This is a genomic window from Brevibacillus sp. AF8 (assembly GCF_021270385.1).
GTDB lineage: Bacteria > Bacillota > Bacilli > Brevibacillales > Brevibacillaceae > Brevibacillus.
Genome location: NZ_JAGQDN010000003.1, coordinates 11,392 through 29,507, shown reverse-complemented (window position 1 = coordinate 29,507; position 18,116 = coordinate 11,392). Strand labels below are relative to the sequence as shown.

At 46.2% G+C, this 18,116-nt stretch carries 22 protein-coding genes; all 22 read left to right on the top strand.

All coding sequences use genetic code 11. The features are described from left to right. Positions 1 to 4 precede the first annotated feature (4 nt). The 22 genes from hslV to fliP all read left to right on the top strand — a co-directional run bounded on the left by hslV (position 5) and on the right by fliP (position 18,098). Entirely contained in the window at positions 5 to 547 is a 543-nt protein-coding gene (gene hslV / locus KB186_RS06335; protein ID WP_015891764.1) for an ATP-dependent protease subunit HslV, read from the top strand. Between the two features lie 19 nt (positions 548 to 566). Then, positions 567 to 1,964 carry an ATP-dependent protease ATPase subunit HslU gene (gene hslU / locus KB186_RS06330; protein ID WP_304502563.1) on the top strand — a complete coding sequence of 466 codons (1,398 nt, stop codon included), beginning with the start codon at positions 567 to 569 and terminating at the stop codon, positions 1,962 to 1,964. A gap of 40 nt (positions 1,965 to 2,004) precedes the next feature. Continuing rightward, entirely contained in the window at positions 2,005 to 2,784 is a 780-nt protein-coding gene (gene codY / locus KB186_RS06325) for a GTP-sensing pleiotropic transcriptional regulator CodY (protein ID WP_016743316.1), read from the top strand. A 373-nt stretch (positions 2,785 to 3,157) separates the two neighbouring features. Then, a complete protein-coding gene (gene flgB, locus KB186_RS06320; protein ID WP_173608021.1) occupies positions 3,158 to 3,568 on the top strand; it encodes a flagellar basal body rod protein FlgB in 411 nt (136 codons plus the stop codon). Positions 3,569 to 3,570: 2 nt separating this feature from the next. Continuing rightward, entirely contained in the window at positions 3,571 to 4,029 is a 459-nt protein-coding gene (flgC, locus tag KB186_RS06315; RefSeq protein WP_106653452.1) for a flagellar basal body rod protein FlgC, read from the top strand. 18 nt (positions 4,030 to 4,047) lie between these two features. After that, positions 4,048 to 4,344, top strand: coding sequence for a flagellar hook-basal body complex protein FliE (fliE, locus tag KB186_RS06310; RefSeq protein WP_088908111.1), 297 nt, complete (start codon positions 4,048 to 4,050; stop codon positions 4,342 to 4,344). Positions 4,345 to 4,374: 30 nt separating this feature from the next. Further along, positions 4,375 to 5,964 (top strand): flagellar basal-body MS-ring/collar protein FliF, encoded by a 1,590-nt coding sequence (gene fliF / locus KB186_RS06305; protein WP_173608020.1) that lies wholly within the window; start codon positions 4,375 to 4,377, stop codon positions 5,962 to 5,964. 12 nt (positions 5,965 to 5,976) lie between these two features. Beyond that, positions 5,977 to 6,990 carry a flagellar motor switch protein FliG gene (gene fliG, locus KB186_RS06300; RefSeq protein ID WP_007719331.1) on the top strand — a complete coding sequence of 338 codons (1,014 nt, stop codon included), beginning with the start codon at positions 5,977 to 5,979 and terminating at the stop codon, positions 6,988 to 6,990. Continuing rightward, complete coding sequence (fliH, locus tag KB186_RS06295) at positions 6,974 to 7,792, top strand: flagellar assembly protein FliH (protein WP_173608019.1); 819 nt, start codon at positions 6,974 to 6,976, stop codon at positions 7,790 to 7,792. The genes fliG and fliH overlap by 17 nt, the downstream gene beginning before the upstream one ends. Next, entirely contained in the window at positions 7,789 to 9,108 is a 1,320-nt protein-coding gene (gene fliI / locus KB186_RS06290; protein ID WP_173608018.1) for a flagellar protein export ATPase FliI, read from the top strand. Before fliH ends, fliI begins: the two co-directional genes overlap by 4 nt. A gap of 1 nt (position 9,109) precedes the next feature. Further along, positions 9,110 to 9,556 carry a flagellar export protein FliJ gene (gene fliJ / locus KB186_RS06285; protein WP_173608017.1) on the top strand — a complete coding sequence of 149 codons (447 nt, stop codon included), beginning with the start codon at positions 9,110 to 9,112 and terminating at the stop codon, positions 9,554 to 9,556. Positions 9,557 to 9,568: 12 nt separating this feature from the next. Then, on the top strand, positions 9,569 to 10,477 hold the full coding sequence (locus tag KB186_RS06280; protein ID WP_173608016.1) for a MotE family protein: 909 nt from the start codon (positions 9,569 to 9,571) through the stop codon (positions 10,475 to 10,477). A gap of 63 nt (positions 10,478 to 10,540) precedes the next feature. Continuing rightward, positions 10,541 to 11,764 (top strand): flagellar hook-length control protein FliK, encoded by a 1,224-nt coding sequence (locus tag KB186_RS06275; protein ID WP_232773270.1) that lies wholly within the window; start codon positions 10,541 to 10,543, stop codon positions 11,762 to 11,764. 24 nt (positions 11,765 to 11,788) lie between these two features. Then, a complete protein-coding gene (locus KB186_RS06270) occupies positions 11,789 to 12,184 on the top strand; it encodes a TIGR02530 family flagellar biosynthesis protein (RefSeq protein ID WP_232773269.1) in 396 nt (131 codons plus the stop codon). Between the two features lie 101 nt (positions 12,185 to 12,285). Continuing rightward, a complete protein-coding gene (gene flgG / locus KB186_RS06265) occupies positions 12,286 to 13,104 on the top strand; it encodes a flagellar basal body rod protein FlgG (RefSeq protein WP_173608013.1) in 819 nt (272 codons plus the stop codon). A gap of 69 nt (positions 13,105 to 13,173) precedes the next feature. Beyond that, complete coding sequence (locus KB186_RS06260) at positions 13,174 to 13,395, top strand: flagellar FlbD family protein (RefSeq protein WP_015891749.1); 222 nt, start codon at positions 13,174 to 13,176, stop codon at positions 13,393 to 13,395. Between the two features lie 15 nt (positions 13,396 to 13,410). Beyond that, entirely contained in the window at positions 13,411 to 13,866 is a 456-nt protein-coding gene (locus tag KB186_RS06255; RefSeq protein ID WP_173608012.1) for a flagellar basal body-associated FliL family protein, read from the top strand. A 39-nt stretch (positions 13,867 to 13,905) separates the two neighbouring features. Next, a complete protein-coding gene (fliM, locus tag KB186_RS06250; RefSeq protein WP_172140508.1) occupies positions 13,906 to 14,901 on the top strand; it encodes a flagellar motor switch protein FliM in 996 nt (331 codons plus the stop codon). Further along, entirely contained in the window at positions 14,894 to 16,261 is a 1,368-nt protein-coding gene (gene fliY, locus KB186_RS06245; protein ID WP_173608011.1) for a flagellar motor switch phosphatase FliY, read from the top strand. The genes fliM and fliY overlap by 8 nt, the downstream gene beginning before the upstream one ends. A 36-nt stretch (positions 16,262 to 16,297) precedes the next feature. Further along, positions 16,298 to 16,660 (top strand): response regulator, encoded by a 363-nt coding sequence (locus tag KB186_RS06240; RefSeq protein ID WP_007719294.1) that lies wholly within the window; start codon positions 16,298 to 16,300, stop codon positions 16,658 to 16,660. Further along, positions 16,660 to 17,340 (top strand): flagellar biosynthetic protein FliO, encoded by a 681-nt coding sequence (locus KB186_RS06235; RefSeq protein WP_173608010.1) that lies wholly within the window; start codon positions 16,660 to 16,662, stop codon positions 17,338 to 17,340. Before KB186_RS06240 ends, KB186_RS06235 begins: the two co-directional genes overlap by 1 nt. Next, on the top strand, positions 17,337 to 18,098 hold the full coding sequence (gene fliP, locus KB186_RS06230) for a flagellar type III secretion system pore protein FliP (RefSeq protein WP_088908099.1): 762 nt from the start codon (positions 17,337 to 17,339) through the stop codon (positions 18,096 to 18,098). The genes KB186_RS06235 and fliP overlap by 4 nt, the downstream gene beginning before the upstream one ends. Positions 18,099 to 18,116: the final 18 nt, after the last annotated feature.

Here is an 18,116-nt window from a genome sequence, read left to right as displayed (position 1 = left end):
AGTGATGGAACAGTTTCACGCAACAACCATATTTGCTGTACAGCACAATGGGTCTGTAGCGATGGCCGGAGATGGTCAGGTTACTTTTGGCAACAGCATGGTAATGAAGCACGGTGCCAAAAAAGTAAGACGTCTGTATCGCGGCGAAGTTTTAGCAGGATTCGCTGGCTCTGTTGCTGATGCCATTACGCTTTTTGAGAAGTTTGAAGGAAAGCTGGAGGAGTACCACGGCAATCTGCAGCGAGCTGCTGTAGAGCTGGCGAAAGAGTGGCGCATGGATAAAATTTTGCGTCGTTTGGAAGCAATGATGATTGTTGCCAATAAGGAGCATTTGCTGCTTATTTCCGGAAATGGTGAAATCATTGAGCCTGATGACGGGATTCTTGCAATTGGTTCTGGCGGTAGCTTTGCCCTTGCAGCAGGTCGTGCATTGAAAACATATGCGCCTCACCTCGGTGCACGTGAAATTGCGGAAGCATCGCTTCGTACCGCTGCTGAAATTTGCGTGTTCACAAACAACAATCTTGTTGTGGATGAGTTGAATTGAGCGAAAGGGAGGACCTACTGTGCTGAATCTTGAGCAATTAACCCCGCGTAAGATCGTAGAGCATTTGGATAAATACATTGTCGGGCAGGCACAAGCCAAGAAAGCCATTGCTGTGGCACTTCGCAACCGCTATCGTCGCAGTCGTTTGCCAGAGCAAATGATTGAAGAGGTTGTTCCAAAAAACATCTTGATGATCGGACCTACTGGTGTTGGAAAAACGGAAATTGCACGTCGGATTGCAAAACTGACTGGTGCTCCTTTTATTAAAGTAGAAGCAACGAAGTTTACGGAAGTCGGTTATGTAGGACGAGACGTAGAATCGATGGTCCGTGATCTAGTGGAAGCTTCTATCCGTACGGTCAAACAAGAAAAAGTAGAGTCGGTGAAAGAGAAAGCCGAGAAGCTTGCGAATGAAGCGATTGTGAACGTACTCGTTCCATCTCGCAAGCAGGCGAACTCATTCAAAAATCCGTTGGAGATGTTCTTCGGTGGACAGCAGCAACAGCAGCAGGATACCTCTGATCAAGAAGAAGTGTCGATTCAGCAGCAACGCCGGCAAGTTATGTGGCAATTGACGAATGGCCAGTTGGAAGAGCAAATGATTGAGATTGAAGTCGAAGATCAATCACCTTCGATGTTTGACATGTTCCAGGTTCCGGGTACAGAACAAATGGGGATGCAAATGCAAGATATGCTCGGTAGCCTGATGCCTAAGCGGATGAAGAAACGAAAATTGCGAATAAAAGATGCGCGAAAGGTATTAATTCAGCAGGAAGCGCAAAAACTGGTGGATATGGACGAAGTCACGCAGGAGTCAATTCGTCGAGCTGAACAACACGGGATTATCTTCATTGACGAAATTGATAAGATTGCGGGTAAGGATGGGCGTGGCCCGGATGTATCCCGTGAAGGGGTCCAGCGTGATATTTTACCGATTGTGGAAGGCTCAACCGTCATGACCAAGTATGGTCCTGTCAAAACAGATTATGTTCTGTTTATTGCAGCTGGTGCTTTTCACATGGCAAAACCATCAGATTTAATTCCTGAATTGCAAGGTCGTTTTCCGATTCGGGTGGAGTTGACTAGCTTGCGCGTTGAAGATTTTGTCCGAATTCTGACAGAGCCTAAAAATGCGTTGCTTAAGCAGTACGTGGCCCTATTGGAAACAGAAGGTGTGCGTGTTGACTTTACCCCGGAAGCCATTCAGGAACTCGCTCGCCTCGCTGCTGAGGTCAATCAGAGCACAGATAACATTGGTGCTAGACGATTGCACACCATATTGGAGAAGCTACTGGAGGATCTCTCTTTTGAAGCCCCAGAAATTCACCTAGAAGTTGTACAGATTACCCCCGATTACGTTAATCAGAAATTAGGTACAATCGCGGGGAACAAAGACTTGAGTCAATATATTTTATAAACATTGGATAGGCAGCACATATAATTAGGAGGAAATACAGATGGATCTACTGTCAAAAACAAGAAGAATTAACCGCATGTTGCAAAAATCCGCGGGTCATGCCGTGAACTTCAATGAAATGTCCCAAGTTTTGAGTGACGTGATTGAAGCAAACACTTATGTGGTAAGCCGCAAAGGAAAACTTCTCGGCTTTGCGATTCATCAAGAAATGGATAACAGCCGTATGCGCAAAATGCTGGAAGAGCGCCGTTTTCCAGAAGAATACAGCATGGGGTTGCTAAAAGTAGACGAAACATCTGCGAACCTGGATGTAGATAGCCCATACACGATTTTCCCTGTTGAAATGAAAGAAGTATTCCGCACAGGTTGGACGACGCTTGTTCCAATTATGGGTGGAGGAGATCGTCTCGGTACGTTGATTTTGGGTCGTATTAACGATCAATTTGTCGATGACGACCTGATTCTTGCAGAAGTAGGGGCAACGGTAGTAGGCATGGAAATCTTGCGTGAGCGTTCTGAAGCAATCGAAGAAGAAGCACGCAGCAAAGCGGTTGTACAAATGGCAATTGGTTCCCTCTCCTATAGTGAGTTGGAAGCAGTTGAACATATTTTTGAAGAACTCGAAGGCAAAGAAGGCTTGCTCGTAGCCTCCAAAATCGCGGATCGCGTAGGAATTACTCGCTCTGTTATTGTAAACGCGCTCCGTAAGCTGGAGAGTGCGGGTGTTATCGAATCCCGTTCCCTGGGGATGAAAGGTACCTTCATTAAAGTGCTGAATGAAAAGCTGTTGCCTGAGCTTGAGAAGCTCAAAACTTCGTAATTTACCTTGTCAAAAGTTACAAGAAAGTAAACAAAAAGGTGTAGCAACTCAAGTTGCTGCACCTTTTCTCATGGGACTTTGGTCCTAGTTGTAGTAAAAAACGACACATTATTACCATAAAATATATATTGATTTTTTATGCATGCCTCGACATTTGCAATGGTTTGAATATGGTTTCCTTGTAAAATGCAGTAAAAAAACAGGAAAGATAAGGGATTTAGTCCCATTGAATCATTTTGAAAAACGTCATGAAAAGGGGCTTTTTTGTCCAAATTGATTTTGCTATGATTGAATCGTATTAGGGTGTCGAAAATACAGGAAATATAGGTGGTTTTAGGGAAAAGAATTGACTCATATTGGGGGAGAAGGAAAAATGCTGGATAGTTACCATCTGCAGGTCTTGGAGAGATCACTGGACGCTGCAACATTGCGACATAGAACGATCGCAAACAACCTTGCCAACATAGACACCCCTCAATTCAAAAGTCAACAAGTCATCTTCGAGAGCTTTTTGCAAGATGAGTTGAACGCAAGAGCGGGAAATGGCAAGTTAGAAGCGTATCGGACCAATCAAAGACACCTCCCGTTTGGAAATGCAGGTGTTGCAGTCCCACAGGTTGTGTCCAATCCGAATAACTTCATTCAGAACAGTGGCAATGATGTTGACTTGGAATCAGAAACAACAGAATTGGCCAAAAACCAAATTTGGTACAGCGGTTTAACGCAATTGACAGCAGGACATTTTCAAAAACTACGCAGTGTAATTGAGGGTGGAGGTAAATAAAGATGAGCTTGTTTCAGGGAATTAACACAAGTGCTTCTGCCTTAACAGCTAACCGCTTGCGATTGGATACGATTGCTTCCAATATTGCGAATGCGGAAACCACTCGAGCGAACTTCGTAGATGGCGCCTGGCAGCCATATAGGAGGAAAATGGTGGAGTTGTCACCTCAAACAAATGGAACATTTGATAACTTCCTGCAAGCTGCGGTAGGGACGGTCTCAGGAAGTCGGGGTGGACAAGGTGTGAAGGTCACAGCGATTCAAGAAGACAATACTCCGTTTAAGCGAGTATTTGATCCATCTCATCCAGATGCAGATCAAGACGGGTATCTCTTGATGCCGAATGTCGACCCGATGAAAGAGATGGTGGACATGATCTCCGCATCAAGATCATACGAAGCCAACGTGACAGCATTGAATGCTTCCAAATCGATGATGCTAAAAGCATTGGAAATCAAGTAAGGCGGGTGACAGTAAGGAATGGAAATGAGTGCAATCTCCCAACTAACGCCAATTCGTACACCGAGTGTGAACAAGCCAACCCCAGCTGAAGTTTCCCAAGAATTCTCATCGTTTCTATCGGATGCCATGAATAAAGTGAATCAGGCGCAAGTAGAATCGTCGAATCTTGCCGACAGGTTTGCAGCGGGAGAAATTACCGACTTGCACCAATTGACTGTTGCAGGTCAAAAAGCTTCCGTGATGCTACAAATGACCATGCAGGTCAGGAACAAGATGATTGAGTCTTATCAAGAAATCATGCGCATGTCGATTTGATCGTTGTTGGTATCCTTTGAGAGGTGAAACATGAACGAACGTTTAGCAGTATACAAAGACCAGATTACGTCAAAATGGAACCAATTTTCCAAGAAACAAAAATGGATGATTCTCGGTATTTCGCTCTTCCTCTTGATTTCTCTAGGTCTATACATATACATCGCTTCTCAGCCGGTGTACAAACCACTTTACAACCAAAGATTAAGTGAACAGGAAATCGGGACTATCAAGCAAGAGTTGGAAGCTTCACAAATCCCATACCGTATCACGGGGAATGGTACAAGTATCGAGGTTCCAGAAAAAATGGCACAAGATGTCATTGTCGATTTGGCTGCACAAGGTATTCCGAGCCAAGCAGGAATTAATGCGGAAATATTCTCCAGTACTCTAGGAGTTACAGATCGCCAATTTGATGTCATGAAGAAAGAGGCTTTACAACAAGAGCTACGCAAGATGCTGGAACGTGTAAAAGGTGTACGCTCCGCACAAGTGATGATTACGTTGCCGCAGGAAAGCGTTTGGGTAACGGAGACTCCGGATACAGCGACGGCTTCCGTTATCGTCGATGTAGAACCTGGAACAACGCTTGATCAAAAGCAAATTAACTCGCTTTATCTGCTTGTTTCCCGAAGCGTTCCCAAATTGCCGATGGAAGCGATTGCGATTACAGACCAGTATTCCAATCCACTGGAACGTTCCGAAGGCAATGAAAACGAAGGAACATTGAGTAGCTTTAAGCAACAGGAAACAATCAAAGCAGATGTTGAAAAGAAAATTCAACAAAACCTGTACAACTTGTTGGGTACAATCATGGGACGCGATAAAGTCATCGTACATACGTTCATCAAAATGAACTTTGACAAAGAAAATCGCGTAGAGAACATCGTCGAGGCACCTGACAAAGAGAATAACGAAGGACTTATCATTTCTTCTCAAAAATTATCAAAAGCCTTTTCTGGACAAGGTCAACCTCCAGGGGGAATTGCAGGAACCAATAACAATGCAGTTCCGAACTACCCGGGAGCTAACCCACAAGGAAGTAACAGTCAATACGAAGAGTTGAATGATACGATTAACCGTGAAGTAAATCGCATCACACGAAATGTTACATCAAGCCCGTACAAGATCGAAGACATCACAATCAACGTTGGGGTAGAACCGCCAGCTGGTGGAACACTGGATGCTGCTACACTCGAGAGCATTAAACAAGTGTTGCGCAATGTTGTTCGTGTCACATTAAGTGAGCAGGCTTCTGATTTGACGGATACTGAGTTGGACAAGCATATTTCTGTACTCCCTCGTCAGTTCTCAGGAAAAGCTGAGATTGAGGATTCCAGTGCACTAAGTCCTGCTGTTCTTTGGACAGTTGGTGGTATTGCAGTCTTGGCACTTGCTGCTGTTGCCTTCCTCGTTTATCGCAGACGCAGTCAAGCGAAGCAACAACAAGAAGAAGAGGAATTGCCAGACTTGCTGACACCGTTAAACGCGGCCGAAATACCAGACTTGATTTACCAAGAAGATGGAGACCAGGTAGTGGTCAGAAAGCAACTTGAAAAATTGGCGCGAAGCAAACCAGATGAGTTTGTTGTTCTGCTTCGTACATGGTTAGCAGAAGATTAAGGAGTGAATGGTATGGCTCGCGGCGCTAAAGAGTTGTCAGGACGACAAAAAGCAGCTATCCTCCTCATCTCACTCGGGCCGGAAGTTTCTGCCCAAGTGTTCAAGCATTTGCGTGAGGATGAGATCGAGCAACTGACATTAGAAATCGCCAATGTGCGAAAAGTGGATACGGATGAAAAAGATAAAATTTTATCTGAATTTCACCAGATAGCAGTTGCCAAAGAGGTAATTGCACAAGGCGGGATTACATACGCCAAAGAAATCTTGCAAAAAGCTTTGGGTGAGACCAAAGCGATGGATATTATCAATCGCTTGACGGCAAACCTTCAAGTTCGACCGTTTGACTTTGCTAGAAAGGCTGACCCAGGTCAAATCCTAAACTTTATCCAAAATGAGCATCCGCAGACGATAGCCCTGGTGCTTTCTTATCTGGAGGCTCAACAAGCTGCCATGATCCTGTCGGCACTTCCACAAGAACGTCAAGCGGAGGTTGCAAAACGTATTGCGACTATGGACAGTACTTCACCGGAAGTAATCGCCCAAGTAGAACAGGTATTGGAGCAAAAGCTCTCTGCCACTGTTACCCAAGATTACACGCAGGCAGGCGGGATCGAAGCGATCGTGGCTGTACTCAACGGTGTCGATCGTGGAACCGAACGCACGATTCTGGATTCCCTCGAAATTCAAGATCCAGAGTTGGCAGAAGAAATCAAGAAGCGTATGTTCGTCTTCGAGGATATTGCTACACTCGACAACCGTTCGATTCAGCGCGTTATCCGCGACGTGGAAAATGCCGATCTGCAACTTTCCCTCAAGGTATCCAGTGAAGAAGTTCGGGAAGTTATTTTCCGGAACATGTCCAAGCGGATGGCGGATACCTTCAAAGAAGAAATGGAGTTTATGGGCCCAGTTCGCCTTCGCGACGTCGAAGAGGCACAATCTCGTATCGTTGCAATTATCCGTCGCTTAGAGGAGGCTGGTGAGATCATCATCGCCCGCGGTGGAGGAGATGATATCATTGTCTAGGATCATCAAAAGCGCCAATTATCGGCCTTCTGAGGAATCTTTTCTTCTCTCGGTAACGCCTGTACCACTTAAGACGGAGGAAGTTGCCGAAAGGTTGCAAGAAAACCAAGAAATTTTTAATCAAGCTGAGATCGAGGCGAAAACGATCATCTCAGATGCAGAAGAAACCGCACAAAACATCTTGCAGCAAGCTGCGGAGCAAGCAGAGCAGGTAAGACAAGAGACGCTTGCTCAGATGGAAGAATGGTGGGAACAAAAGCGTCAGGAAGCCGCTCAACTTTTTCAGCAAGTGCAGGAGCAGGCTATGACGGAAGGGCAAGAGGCCGGTTTCGAAGCGGGTAAACGTGAGGCGTACGAGGAGCAAACAGATACACTCAGCCAAGCAAAAACCATTCTGGAACAAGCGTTTGCCGAGAAAAAACAAATTATCGCTGAGGCGGAGCCCTTTCTAGTGGAACTCAGCATAGAAATTGCCAAAAAAATCATCGGACAGGAATTGCAACAGCATCCCGAGCAGGTCCTGGAAATGACCAAAAAAGCACTCCGCCGCTCCCGGGTTCATGGCGAGATTACAGTGTGCGTCAACCATAAGTACTTCGATTATGTGCTCGAGCATCGTGCTGGTTTTCTGGAATTATTAGATGGACAAGCAGAGCTCTCCATTTACCCTGACTATACAGTACAAGACGGTGGATGTGTCATCCGTACCGCTTTGGGAAGTGTCGATGCCCGCATCGATACACAAATGGAGGAGATTAAGCAGGCACTGCTTACGATTGCCAGAGGAAGTGAGGCTCCATGAGCATCCTAGATCTCTCGAAGTACAAGCACATGCTGCATGGCTTAGATCCGATGCGGGTGAATGGCAAAGTGACACAGGTCGTTGGACTCACCATTGAGTCGCAAGGGCCAGAAGTGAAATTAGGCGAGATATGCCATCTATATCCGGCTAACACAAAGGAACCGATCATCGCAGAAGTGGTTGGATTTCGCGAAAATAAAGTGCTGTTAATGCCATTAGGCGAATTGACCGAAATTGGTCCAGGTTGTGACGTCGTCGCGACAGGACGGTCGCTAGATGTAAAAGTTGGACCTGAAATATTGGGTTCGATCCTCGATGGCCTTGGGCGGCCCTATCAAGGTTCACTGCCATTTGGACTGACGTCCTATCCTACCAACAATATGCCGCCAAATCCTATCCTTCGACCGCGCATTCAAGAACCATTGAGTGTGGGAGTGAGAGCGATAGACGGACTCCTTACCATCGGGAAAGGTCAGCGGGTCGGCATTTTCGCTGGATCGGGGGTAGGGAAAAGTACATTGATGGGAATGATTGCCCGAAATACGACGGCAGATATCAATGTGATTGGTCTCATTGGAGAACGTGGCCGTGAAGTCATGGAGTTTATCGAGCGCGATCTTGGGGAAGAAGGACTAAAGCGGTCTGTTGTTGTCGTAGCTACTTCCGATCAACCTGCCATGATTCGAATCAAGGGAGCGATGATTGCGACTTCCATAGCGGAATATTTCCGCGATCGTGGAATGAATGTCATGCTCATGATGGATTCTGTCACGCGCTTTGCCATGGCACAACGTGAAGTGGGCTTGGCAATCGGTGAACCTCCGGCTACGCGTGGTTATACGCCATCGGTGTTTGCGATGCTGCCAAAGCTGATGGAGCGTGCAGGAACAGCGGATAAGGGAAGTATTACGGCATTTTATACCGTATTGGTTGACTCTGACGACATGAACGATCCGATTGCGGATGCGGCGCGGGGGATTTTGGACGGTCACATCGTTCTTGACCGGAAAATTGCTCACAAAGGTCATTTTCCTGCCATTGATGTGATGGCGAGTGTAAGTCGTGTCATGAATGAAATCGTCGATAGTAACCATTTGGATGCTGCTCGTCAGCTGAAAAAACATTTGGCTACGTATCGTGAAGCGGAGGACCTCATAAACATCGGGGCGTACAAGCCGGGAAGCAATCGGGAAATCGATGCAGCCATTCGCTATCGTGATATCATTTCTGGTTTTACGGCACAAGGAACGCATGAACCGTCTACTTTGCAGGGTGCTATCCAAGCGTTGACAGCTCATTTCGGAGGAGTGAACTAACGTGCGTGTGTTTCAGTTTCATCTCCAAAAGGTTCTTGATTTAAAGGAAAAAGAAAAAGAACAAGCAGAGTGGGCTTTCGGAAAGTCCATCCAGCGTAAAAACGAAGAAGAGTGGAAGCTCTCTCAACTAACTGAGCATCATGACGAGATGACGATGAAGCTCCAGGAAGTACAGATGCAGACATGCAGTGCTGCGCAGCTCATTTCCATTACGCAATATCAGCAATCTGTTGCGAAATCCATTCAGAATCAGCAACGTACCTTGCATGGTTGTGAACAGGATGTGGAACGCTGTCAGTCACGATTGACGGAACGTATGAAAGAGTCCCAACTATGGCAACGCCTTCGGGAAAAGTCGCTCCACCAATTTCTGGACGACCAGAAGCAAAGAGAGCAAAAAGAGTTGGATGAGATCGGTACGCAGCTCTATCTTCGCCGAAGCTACTGAGGGAGGTTCCAAATGGAAGAAATCCAAGAAGAACGGGAATACGGCAGGTGGGAATGGTTCTTTTATATGATTGTCATTCCTGCTCTGTTTGCCAGCCTCCTTGGCGGTGTGCTCCTGAGCTTGCTCGGAGTAAACGTGTTAGGGACTGTTCTCCACTGGGCTAACTCCATACCGTACGTGGAAAAATTAGTCCCGGACGACTATGCAGCAACTCCCGGCTCAGAAGAACAACCTGACATGGACAAACAAGTGGCAACCCTACAGCAAGATCAAGCAAAAAACCAGCAGCAGATTACCACTTTAAAAGAAGAGTCAGCAAAGAAAGATGCCACGATTGCGGCACTGGAAAAACAAATCGATGATGTAAACAAGGCAATGGAAGACAAGCGTGCAACTGAGGAAGAGCGTCAGAAGCAGTTTACAGATTTGGCGAAAGTGTACACAACCATGTCTCCAAAGAATGCTGCGGCCATCATTGAAAATTTAAAACTGCAAGAGTCAGTTGCCGTCATGACGAAAATGAAGCCTGCACAACAGGCAGACATTTTGGCCAAGATGGAACCAAAGAAAGCTGCCGATATTTCCATCTTGTTAAAAGATTCAGTTGTGAACAAAGATGATGACATTGCTGCTCTGCAACAACGAGTTGATGTTCTGACTAAGGCGTTGAGCAATACGCGTGAGGGGTCTGAGTCGAACGAGGAACTAATGAAGACATTTACTCAATTGCCGCCTGCGGATGCTGCTGCTATCATTCGTTCACTCATGGATACTAACAGAGGTCAAGCTATTGCCTTAATGAAAGACTTGCCTGCGGATAAACGGGCACAAACTCTCTCAGCGATCGCCAATGACGACAAGAAACAGAAAGAACCAGATAATCTGGCGGCTCGCATTACAGCAGAGTTGCTTCGAAAATAGAATGAGCAATCATCTGTTTTCGTTCTTATAAGCAACAAATATCAAATGGAGGAGGTGAACGAGATGAATGTGGCCAATTTGACCCCTGCAGTAGGATCAGCAGGATCTGTTACAGCAACCCCTACCGTTAATGCAGGTGGAACTGGTCTAGGTCAAATGTTTTCCATGCAATTGATTCAGGTGTTGGATCAGGTGGGGAACCCAGAAGAGACAATGGTGGATCCAGAGGGTTTAAGTGAAGAGGACATGCTCGCATTAGCTGATCTCATGGCATTATTTGCCCAACTGCTTGGCTCTGGTCAAACTGCGCAAGACGAATTACCGCCTGACGCCCAAGAAAAATTTGCAACTGCAATGGAACAACTATTGGGTAAAGCGCAAGGGAATGCTGGTCAAGTGAGTGAGGATTTAAAGCAGCTTCTAGCTAACCTGAAAAAAGGGGAAGCAACTCCAAACGAACTAGACAAGCTGGCAGCTCTTCTCGAATCCCTGAAGAATCAAAAAGGAAATGCTGAGGAGTCAAAACGAAGTGGACTGAACTTGCGATCCGATGTGATGGCAAACATGAACACAACCCAACAGGATACGTTTAAGACGATTTCTCCACTGCGGTTGAATCAAGGACTCTCGGCTTACAAGCTAGAGGCAGGGATTCAATCCCAAACAGTACAGTCAACCCTTCAAAGCGGCCTTTTGAATCAGGATGGCAATGCAGAAGAGGGCATGTTGAATGGAAATGGTCAGTCGCCGATTATTGCTTCATCTAATACACAGACACAATCTGTACAGACCTTTCAGCAACAGTCTGTTCCAACACATCACGTGAACGCCAACCAACTGACACAGCAAGTCACACAGCTTTTCGTGTCCAAGATGCAGTTGACCCAACATAATGGCGTACATGAGGCAAGGCTGATTCTGAATCCACAATCTTTGGGCCAAGTAGATGTAACAATTACTTCCCAAAATGGAGTGATTACAGCACAGTTCCATGCTGAAACACAGGCTGGAAAGGATATGCTGGACAATCAGCTTCCACAGCTTCGAGCTGCTTTGACCCAACAAGGCTTGCAGGTTGATCGCTTGGAGGTAAACCAACAGCAGGATACAGCTTTTAACTTCCAGCAACAGCGTGAACAAGCACGACAGCAACAAGAGAATCGAAAACAGCAAGATAAAGACGAGCAAGAATTTGCTCTCGATGCCCTGGTAGACAGTAATGAATCATCAGAAGTGCTATGGAATCGATTGCGGGAAACGGCTCGCGGCATTGACGACATCGTCTAGGATTGGATGTAAGGAGGAAGTGCCATGAACCATATTCGTGTGGGGCAACCCTATTTTCCTCCGAAAACGAATCACGTCGCAAAAGCTACTGCCCAAACTGCTCCGGGAAACAACACGTTATTTCAGCAGTATTTGACGGAATCGATTGGCGCTGTAACAAAGGCGGAGCCACTTAGTTTTAGCCAGCATGCCGTCAATCGCTTGCAGGAACGGGGCATAACGCTAGAAAGACAACAGATGGAGCGTTTGGAATCCGCTGTGGAAAAAGCAGCCGCCAAAGGCGCCAGAGAGTCTCTCATTATGATGGATAATGTGGCCTACGTCGTGAGCATCGTAAATCGGAAAATTATTACCGCTGTAGACGATGGCAGCATGAAAGACAACGTATTTACTAACATTGACAGTGCCATATTCGTGTAGGTGGCTGTTTACTGGGCTGGACCTCCTTTTGAGGAAGCCCATTCGGCTACCGACTGACAGAGGTAGCCGCTGTAAATGAGAAGGTAAAGGAGGAAGCAGGTATGCTTCGATCTATGTATTCAGGTATTTCAGGCTTGCGTGGATTTCAAACTAAGTTGGACGTTATTGGTAATAATATCGCGAACGTAAACACCGTGGGCTTCAAAAAGGGTCGTGTGATGTTCCAAGATATTTTGAGCCAAAACGTTCAAGGGGCTGGGGCACCTACAGCTGGTGGGAAGGGCGGAACTAACCCAACTCAGATTGGTCTAGGAGCTTCAATCGCATCCGTTGATACCGTCTTCAATGCTGGTAGTCCAATGACAACCAACCTGCCAACAGACCTTTCTATCGAGGGCGATGGATTCTTTATGGTAAGCCCGGATGAAGGGGCAACGATCTATTATACGCGTGCAGGCAACTTTACACGTGATGCAGACGGATACCTGGTGAACTCCCAAGGGATGAAGCTCATGAACACTGATCCAGGTGCCATTCAGATCAGCCAAAATGATGGGATTGTTTCTTACTCTATCGGAAAAGACGGAGTCATCACAACGGTGGATGAAACAGGTGCATTAGACTCTACGAATACCATTGGGATAATGACCTTCAATAACCCAGGTGGTTTGAAGAAGATTGGGAACAATCTTTACGAAAACACAGTAAACGCTGGTGCGAATGATAATGACCCCTTGACACCAGTAACGCCAGCTGATGCAAAAGTAAGCATCATCGCAGGACAACTGGAAATGTCCAACGTTGACCTTTCTGAAGAATTTACAGAAATGATCGTGGCACAACGCGGTTTCCAAGCAAACTCACGGATCATCACGACATCTGACACAGTATTGGAAGAACTGGTGAACCTGAAACGATAATTTCGTTTAACGGAAAAGCCGGGGAAGTGTTCTAAGCCTTCCCCAGCTTGATCCGGAAAGGAGCAGCCAATGATTAAGTTAACGCGGTTTAACGGTTCTACTTTTTATCTGAACATCACTCACATTGAAACTGTTGAAGGAACTCCGGATAGCGTAATTACGCTGTTCAACGACAGAAAGTACATCGTGAAGGATTCGGTGGAATCCATCGCTGAACGTGTTCAGGCTTTTTATCATAATGTTCCTCCGGCAACATCTGTACCGAAAATGCCGGGTGATTCAAATGAATAGCGGGAGGCATTAGCGATGTTTCAAAATCGATTGTTTAACATGGCTCTAATCATTATCATCGCGATATCGCTACTGGGAGTGATCTCGTTTGTTCTCTGGCAAACCTATCTCTCTCCGGCAGCCCAAACAGCCACGACGGAAGAGCAAGAAGTGAAGCCGCTCACGGCAGAGGAAATGAAAGAGTTCTCTGTTGATACTGGCGAAATTACTACGAACTTGCTAACGAATAATTACATGATTGTACGCTTTAGCATTACGGCTGACAGTAGTGCTGCCAAAACAGAGTTGGAGCAGCGCTTGCCGCAAGTCAATCAGGTGATTATTAAAACATTGGCGGGGTTGACACCAGAAGACATAAAAGGGACTGAAGGTGTGAACAAGCTAGAAGCAAAAATCATGAATGAAATCAGCTCCCTGATGCAAGAAGGTAAGATTGTTCAAGTAGTGACAACCAAACGCGTCTTGTCATAGGAAGCGATTATGGTATACATAGCAAGGAGGTGACGACATATGGCCGAGGTTCTCTCACAGAGTGAGATTGATGCGCTGTTGGCCGCCCTATCTTCGGGTGAAATGGATGCCAACGAGCTGAAAAAGGAAGAAACTGAGCGTAAAGTCAAAGTATATGATTTCAAACGCGCCCTGCGATTCTCGAAAGATCAGATCCGTGGTTTAACGCGAATCCATGAAAACTACGCGAGGCTGTTGACTACGTATTTTTCAGCTCAGCTCCGTACCTTCGTGCAAATTACGGTTGCCTCCGTCGATCAATTGCCGTATGACGAATTTATACGTTCTATTCCCAAGATGACTATCTTGAACATCTTTGAAGCTCCTCCGCTGGAAGGACGAATGGTTTTGGAAGTAAATCCAAACATCGCCTATACCATGTTGGATCGACTTCTGGGAGGACAGGGGGCGATTCCGGAAAAAATGGGCGCCCTTACGGAAATTGAAACAACGGTGATGGAACGCGTATTCGGCAAAGCGCTGGATACTTTCCACGAGGCATGGAAGCAAATCATTGAACTGGACCCGTATCAGGAAGGCTTGGAAATGAATCCACAGTTCATGCAGATCGTCTCACCTAATGAGATTGTCGTGGTAATCTCTTTTAGTACCAAAATCGGCGATACAACAGGAATGATCAATCTCTGTTTGCCTCACGTGGTACTGGAGCCAATCATGACAAAGCTGTCTGGACAATACTGGTTCTCCAAACAGAAGAAAACGCGGGATGAAGAAGAGCGCCTGCGTGTAGAAGAGCGAGTAAAAGTTGCAAAATTGCCGATTGTTGCTGAAATGGGAACAGCTACGATTACAGTAGGAGATTTCCTACAGCTACAAAAAGGCGATGTCATTCAATTAGATCAATCGATCGACAACAAGCTGAAAGTCAAAGTGGGCGACCACTTAAAGTTCTTGGGTCAGCCAGGAACACATAAAGGAAGAGTCGCCGTACAGATTGATGAAGTCATAGAGGAGGGGGAGGAACAAAATGAGTAGAGATATGCTTTCTCAAGACGAGATTGACGCGCTGTTACGTGCGAACAACTTGGTTGAGGACGAAGAGGAAGCTGTATCGGCAGTGACCCAGGATGTTGCCGATTTTCTGTCCCCGTTTGAACAGGATGCACTCGGAGAAATTGGTAATATCTCCTTTGGGAGCGCAGCTACTGCGTTATCTACTTTGTTAAGTCAAAAGGTAGATATTACCACCCCTACTGTTTCCGTAGTCAATGTCGATGAATTGGAAAGTGAATTTCCGATTCCTCACGTGGCTGTCCACGTGGAATATACAGATGGATTCAAAGGAATTAACCTGCTCGTCATTCGCATGGAAGATGCTGCCGTTATCGCGGATCTGATGATGGGCGGAGATGGTAGACCAGCGAGCACTGAAATGTCTGAGCTTCATATCAGCGCGGTTCAGGAAGCCATGAATCAAATGATGGGCTCCGCTGCTACGTCCATGTCGACGATTTTCAACCAGTTCATCAATATTACGCCACCAGGCATCGATGTAATGGATCTAGCGCAAGGCAAGGGTGGAGACAGCTTCTCTGATGATGACAGTCCTCTGGTGAAAGTATCTTTCCGCTTAAAGGTAGGAGAACATGGCGAACTTATTGATTCCAATATTATGCAGCTTCTCCCTCTTTCCTTTGCGAAAAAGATGATTGATCGACTGGTTGGAGGTGCAGGGGATGAAGAAGCAGCAGCGGCCCTCATAGATGAGATAGAGATGCCTTCTCTGCCTGCTATGGGTCTGTCGGCTCCTTCTATCCAGCCAAGTGCGCAAGAACAGCCACAGAGTCATGTACCGCCTGTAGCGCAGCCGTCACAGGCACAGCAACAGCCAATGTATCAGCAGCCGCCGGGCTACGCACCGCCAATGGGCTACCCAGGACAGCCGCCGATGTATCCTGACGCGTATGGACAACCAATGATGCCACCTGGCTACGCTCCGTACCCAGGAATGTATCAGCAGCCTCCAATGGCTCCGCCAACACCACAGCATTTCGGAGGTCCTGCCGCTAGTCAGGCGAATGTAGTACCAGCACAATTTGCTCCGCTTGGAGGTGCTCCTATGTATACAGGAGACATACAGAATTTGAACTTGCTTCACGATATTCCATTACAAGTAACAGTTGAGTTAGGACGTACGAAAAAGCTTATTAGAGAAATCCTTGACTTGTCCGCTGGATCGATTATACAGTTGGACAAGCTGGCAGGTGAGCATGTAGACATTTTGGTGAACAACAAACTAATTGCCAAGGGCGAGGTTGTCGTCATTGATGAGAACTTTGGGGTTCGTGTTACAGACATCATCAGTCAGATAGATCGTGTTCAAAAATTACAATAAACCAATCAAGTGGGAAGCATTAGGGAGGAGCTATTCATGTCTAACAAAGTTTTAATCGTCGACGATGCAGCATTCATGCGTATGATGATCAAGGAAATTCTTTCGAAAAACGGGTACAGCGTCGTAGGGGAAGCAAGTGACGGTGCACAAGCAGTTGAAAAGTACAAAGAATTGGGACCTGATCTGGTAACCATGGATATTACCATGCCAGAGATGGATGGAATTTCTGCATTGAAAGAAATTAAAAAGTTGGATCCTAACGCGCGCGTGATCATGTGCTCTGCGATGGGACAACAAGCGATGGTAATCGATGCGATCCAGGCGGGCGCAAAAGACTTCATCGTAAAACCATTCCAGGCAGATCGCGTTCTGGAAGCGATCAAAAAGACAATGAGCTAATGATGATGATCCGGAATGCAGGGGCAAGACTCATTTTAGCCTTCAGTCTGATCCTGTTGCTTTTCGTCTCCTCCCTGCCGAGTACCGTTTTTGCGGAAGGTTCAGTAGCGGATGCGTACAACCAGGGAAAAGTGCCAACTAGCAATGCGCCCGCCGGCAGTGAACAGCCGGCGGCCATTCCGGGCAGCGGAACAGGAAGTATGATCGGGTATCTGGTTCAAGTCATTTTTTCGCTTGGCTTTATTGCAGTATTGATCTTTTTATTGCTTCGTTTTCTTGGTCGACGTCAAGGGGCCGGGAGTCATGGACCGATTAAAGTGATTAGCGCTACTGCGCTTGGCAATGGCAAAACACTGCAGGTTGTTATGATCGGCGAGTCTTTGTACATCGTGGGAGTAGGAGAAAACGTTCAATTGCTTCGTAGGATCGAACCGGGTGAAGAGGTAGATGTGATCTTGGCTGACGCTGAGATCAAACCGATGAAAAGCCCATTCTCGCTAGAATGGCTCCCGTTCGGTAAGAAAAAGCAGGCGGAAGAAGAAATCTTGTTTTCTTCTGACATGGACGGGAAAAGCTTTCAAGATCTGTTGCAAGGTCAATGGAACGACTTGAGAAATCGTCCAAACCAAACAGAACATTGGAAGAAAGAGCAAGCTCAGGACAGAGGGGACCAAAAATGAAATATTTTTTGCAGGTGCTGATGCTTGTCGCAGTGTTGCTATCCGTACCTGATATGGTCATGGCGGCGCCAGCGGGGACACCGCTTGTTCCGAGTATTGATTTGAAGATAGGCGGCGGAACAGGAACTCCGCAGGAGACATCGACGGCCATTCAGCTGTTACTGATTTTGACAGTATTATCTGTAGCTCCAGCGATTTTGCTTTTAATGACCAGTTTTGCGCGAATTATCATTGTCTTGTCTTTTGTGCGAAATGCATTGGCAACTCAGCAAATGCCACCGAATCAGGTATTGATTGCCCTTGCGTTATTTATGACATTTTTCATAATGGCTCCGACACTCGGACAAGTAAACGAAACAGCCGTGCAGCCATTTATGCAAGGAAAGCTAACGCAACAGCAGGCATTAGACGCAGCGGTCATACCCTTTAAGGAATTTATGGCAAAGCAGACGCGTGAAAAAGATTTAGCACTTTTTCTGGAATACACAAAAGCCGAACGACCAAAATCAATCCAAGATATTCCGTTGAATGCATTGGTACCTGCTTTTGCCATTAGTGAATTGAAGACGGCTTTTCAGATCGGCTTTATGATATTCATTCCATTTCTCGTAATTGATATGATCGTCTCCAGTATTTTGATGGGGATGGGGATGATGATGTTACCGCCGGTTATGATTTCATTGCCGTTTAAGATTTTATTGTTCATCATGGTGGACGGCTGGTATCTCATTGTGAAATCACTTTTGACCAGTTTTTAGCGACATTCCGAATGCCTC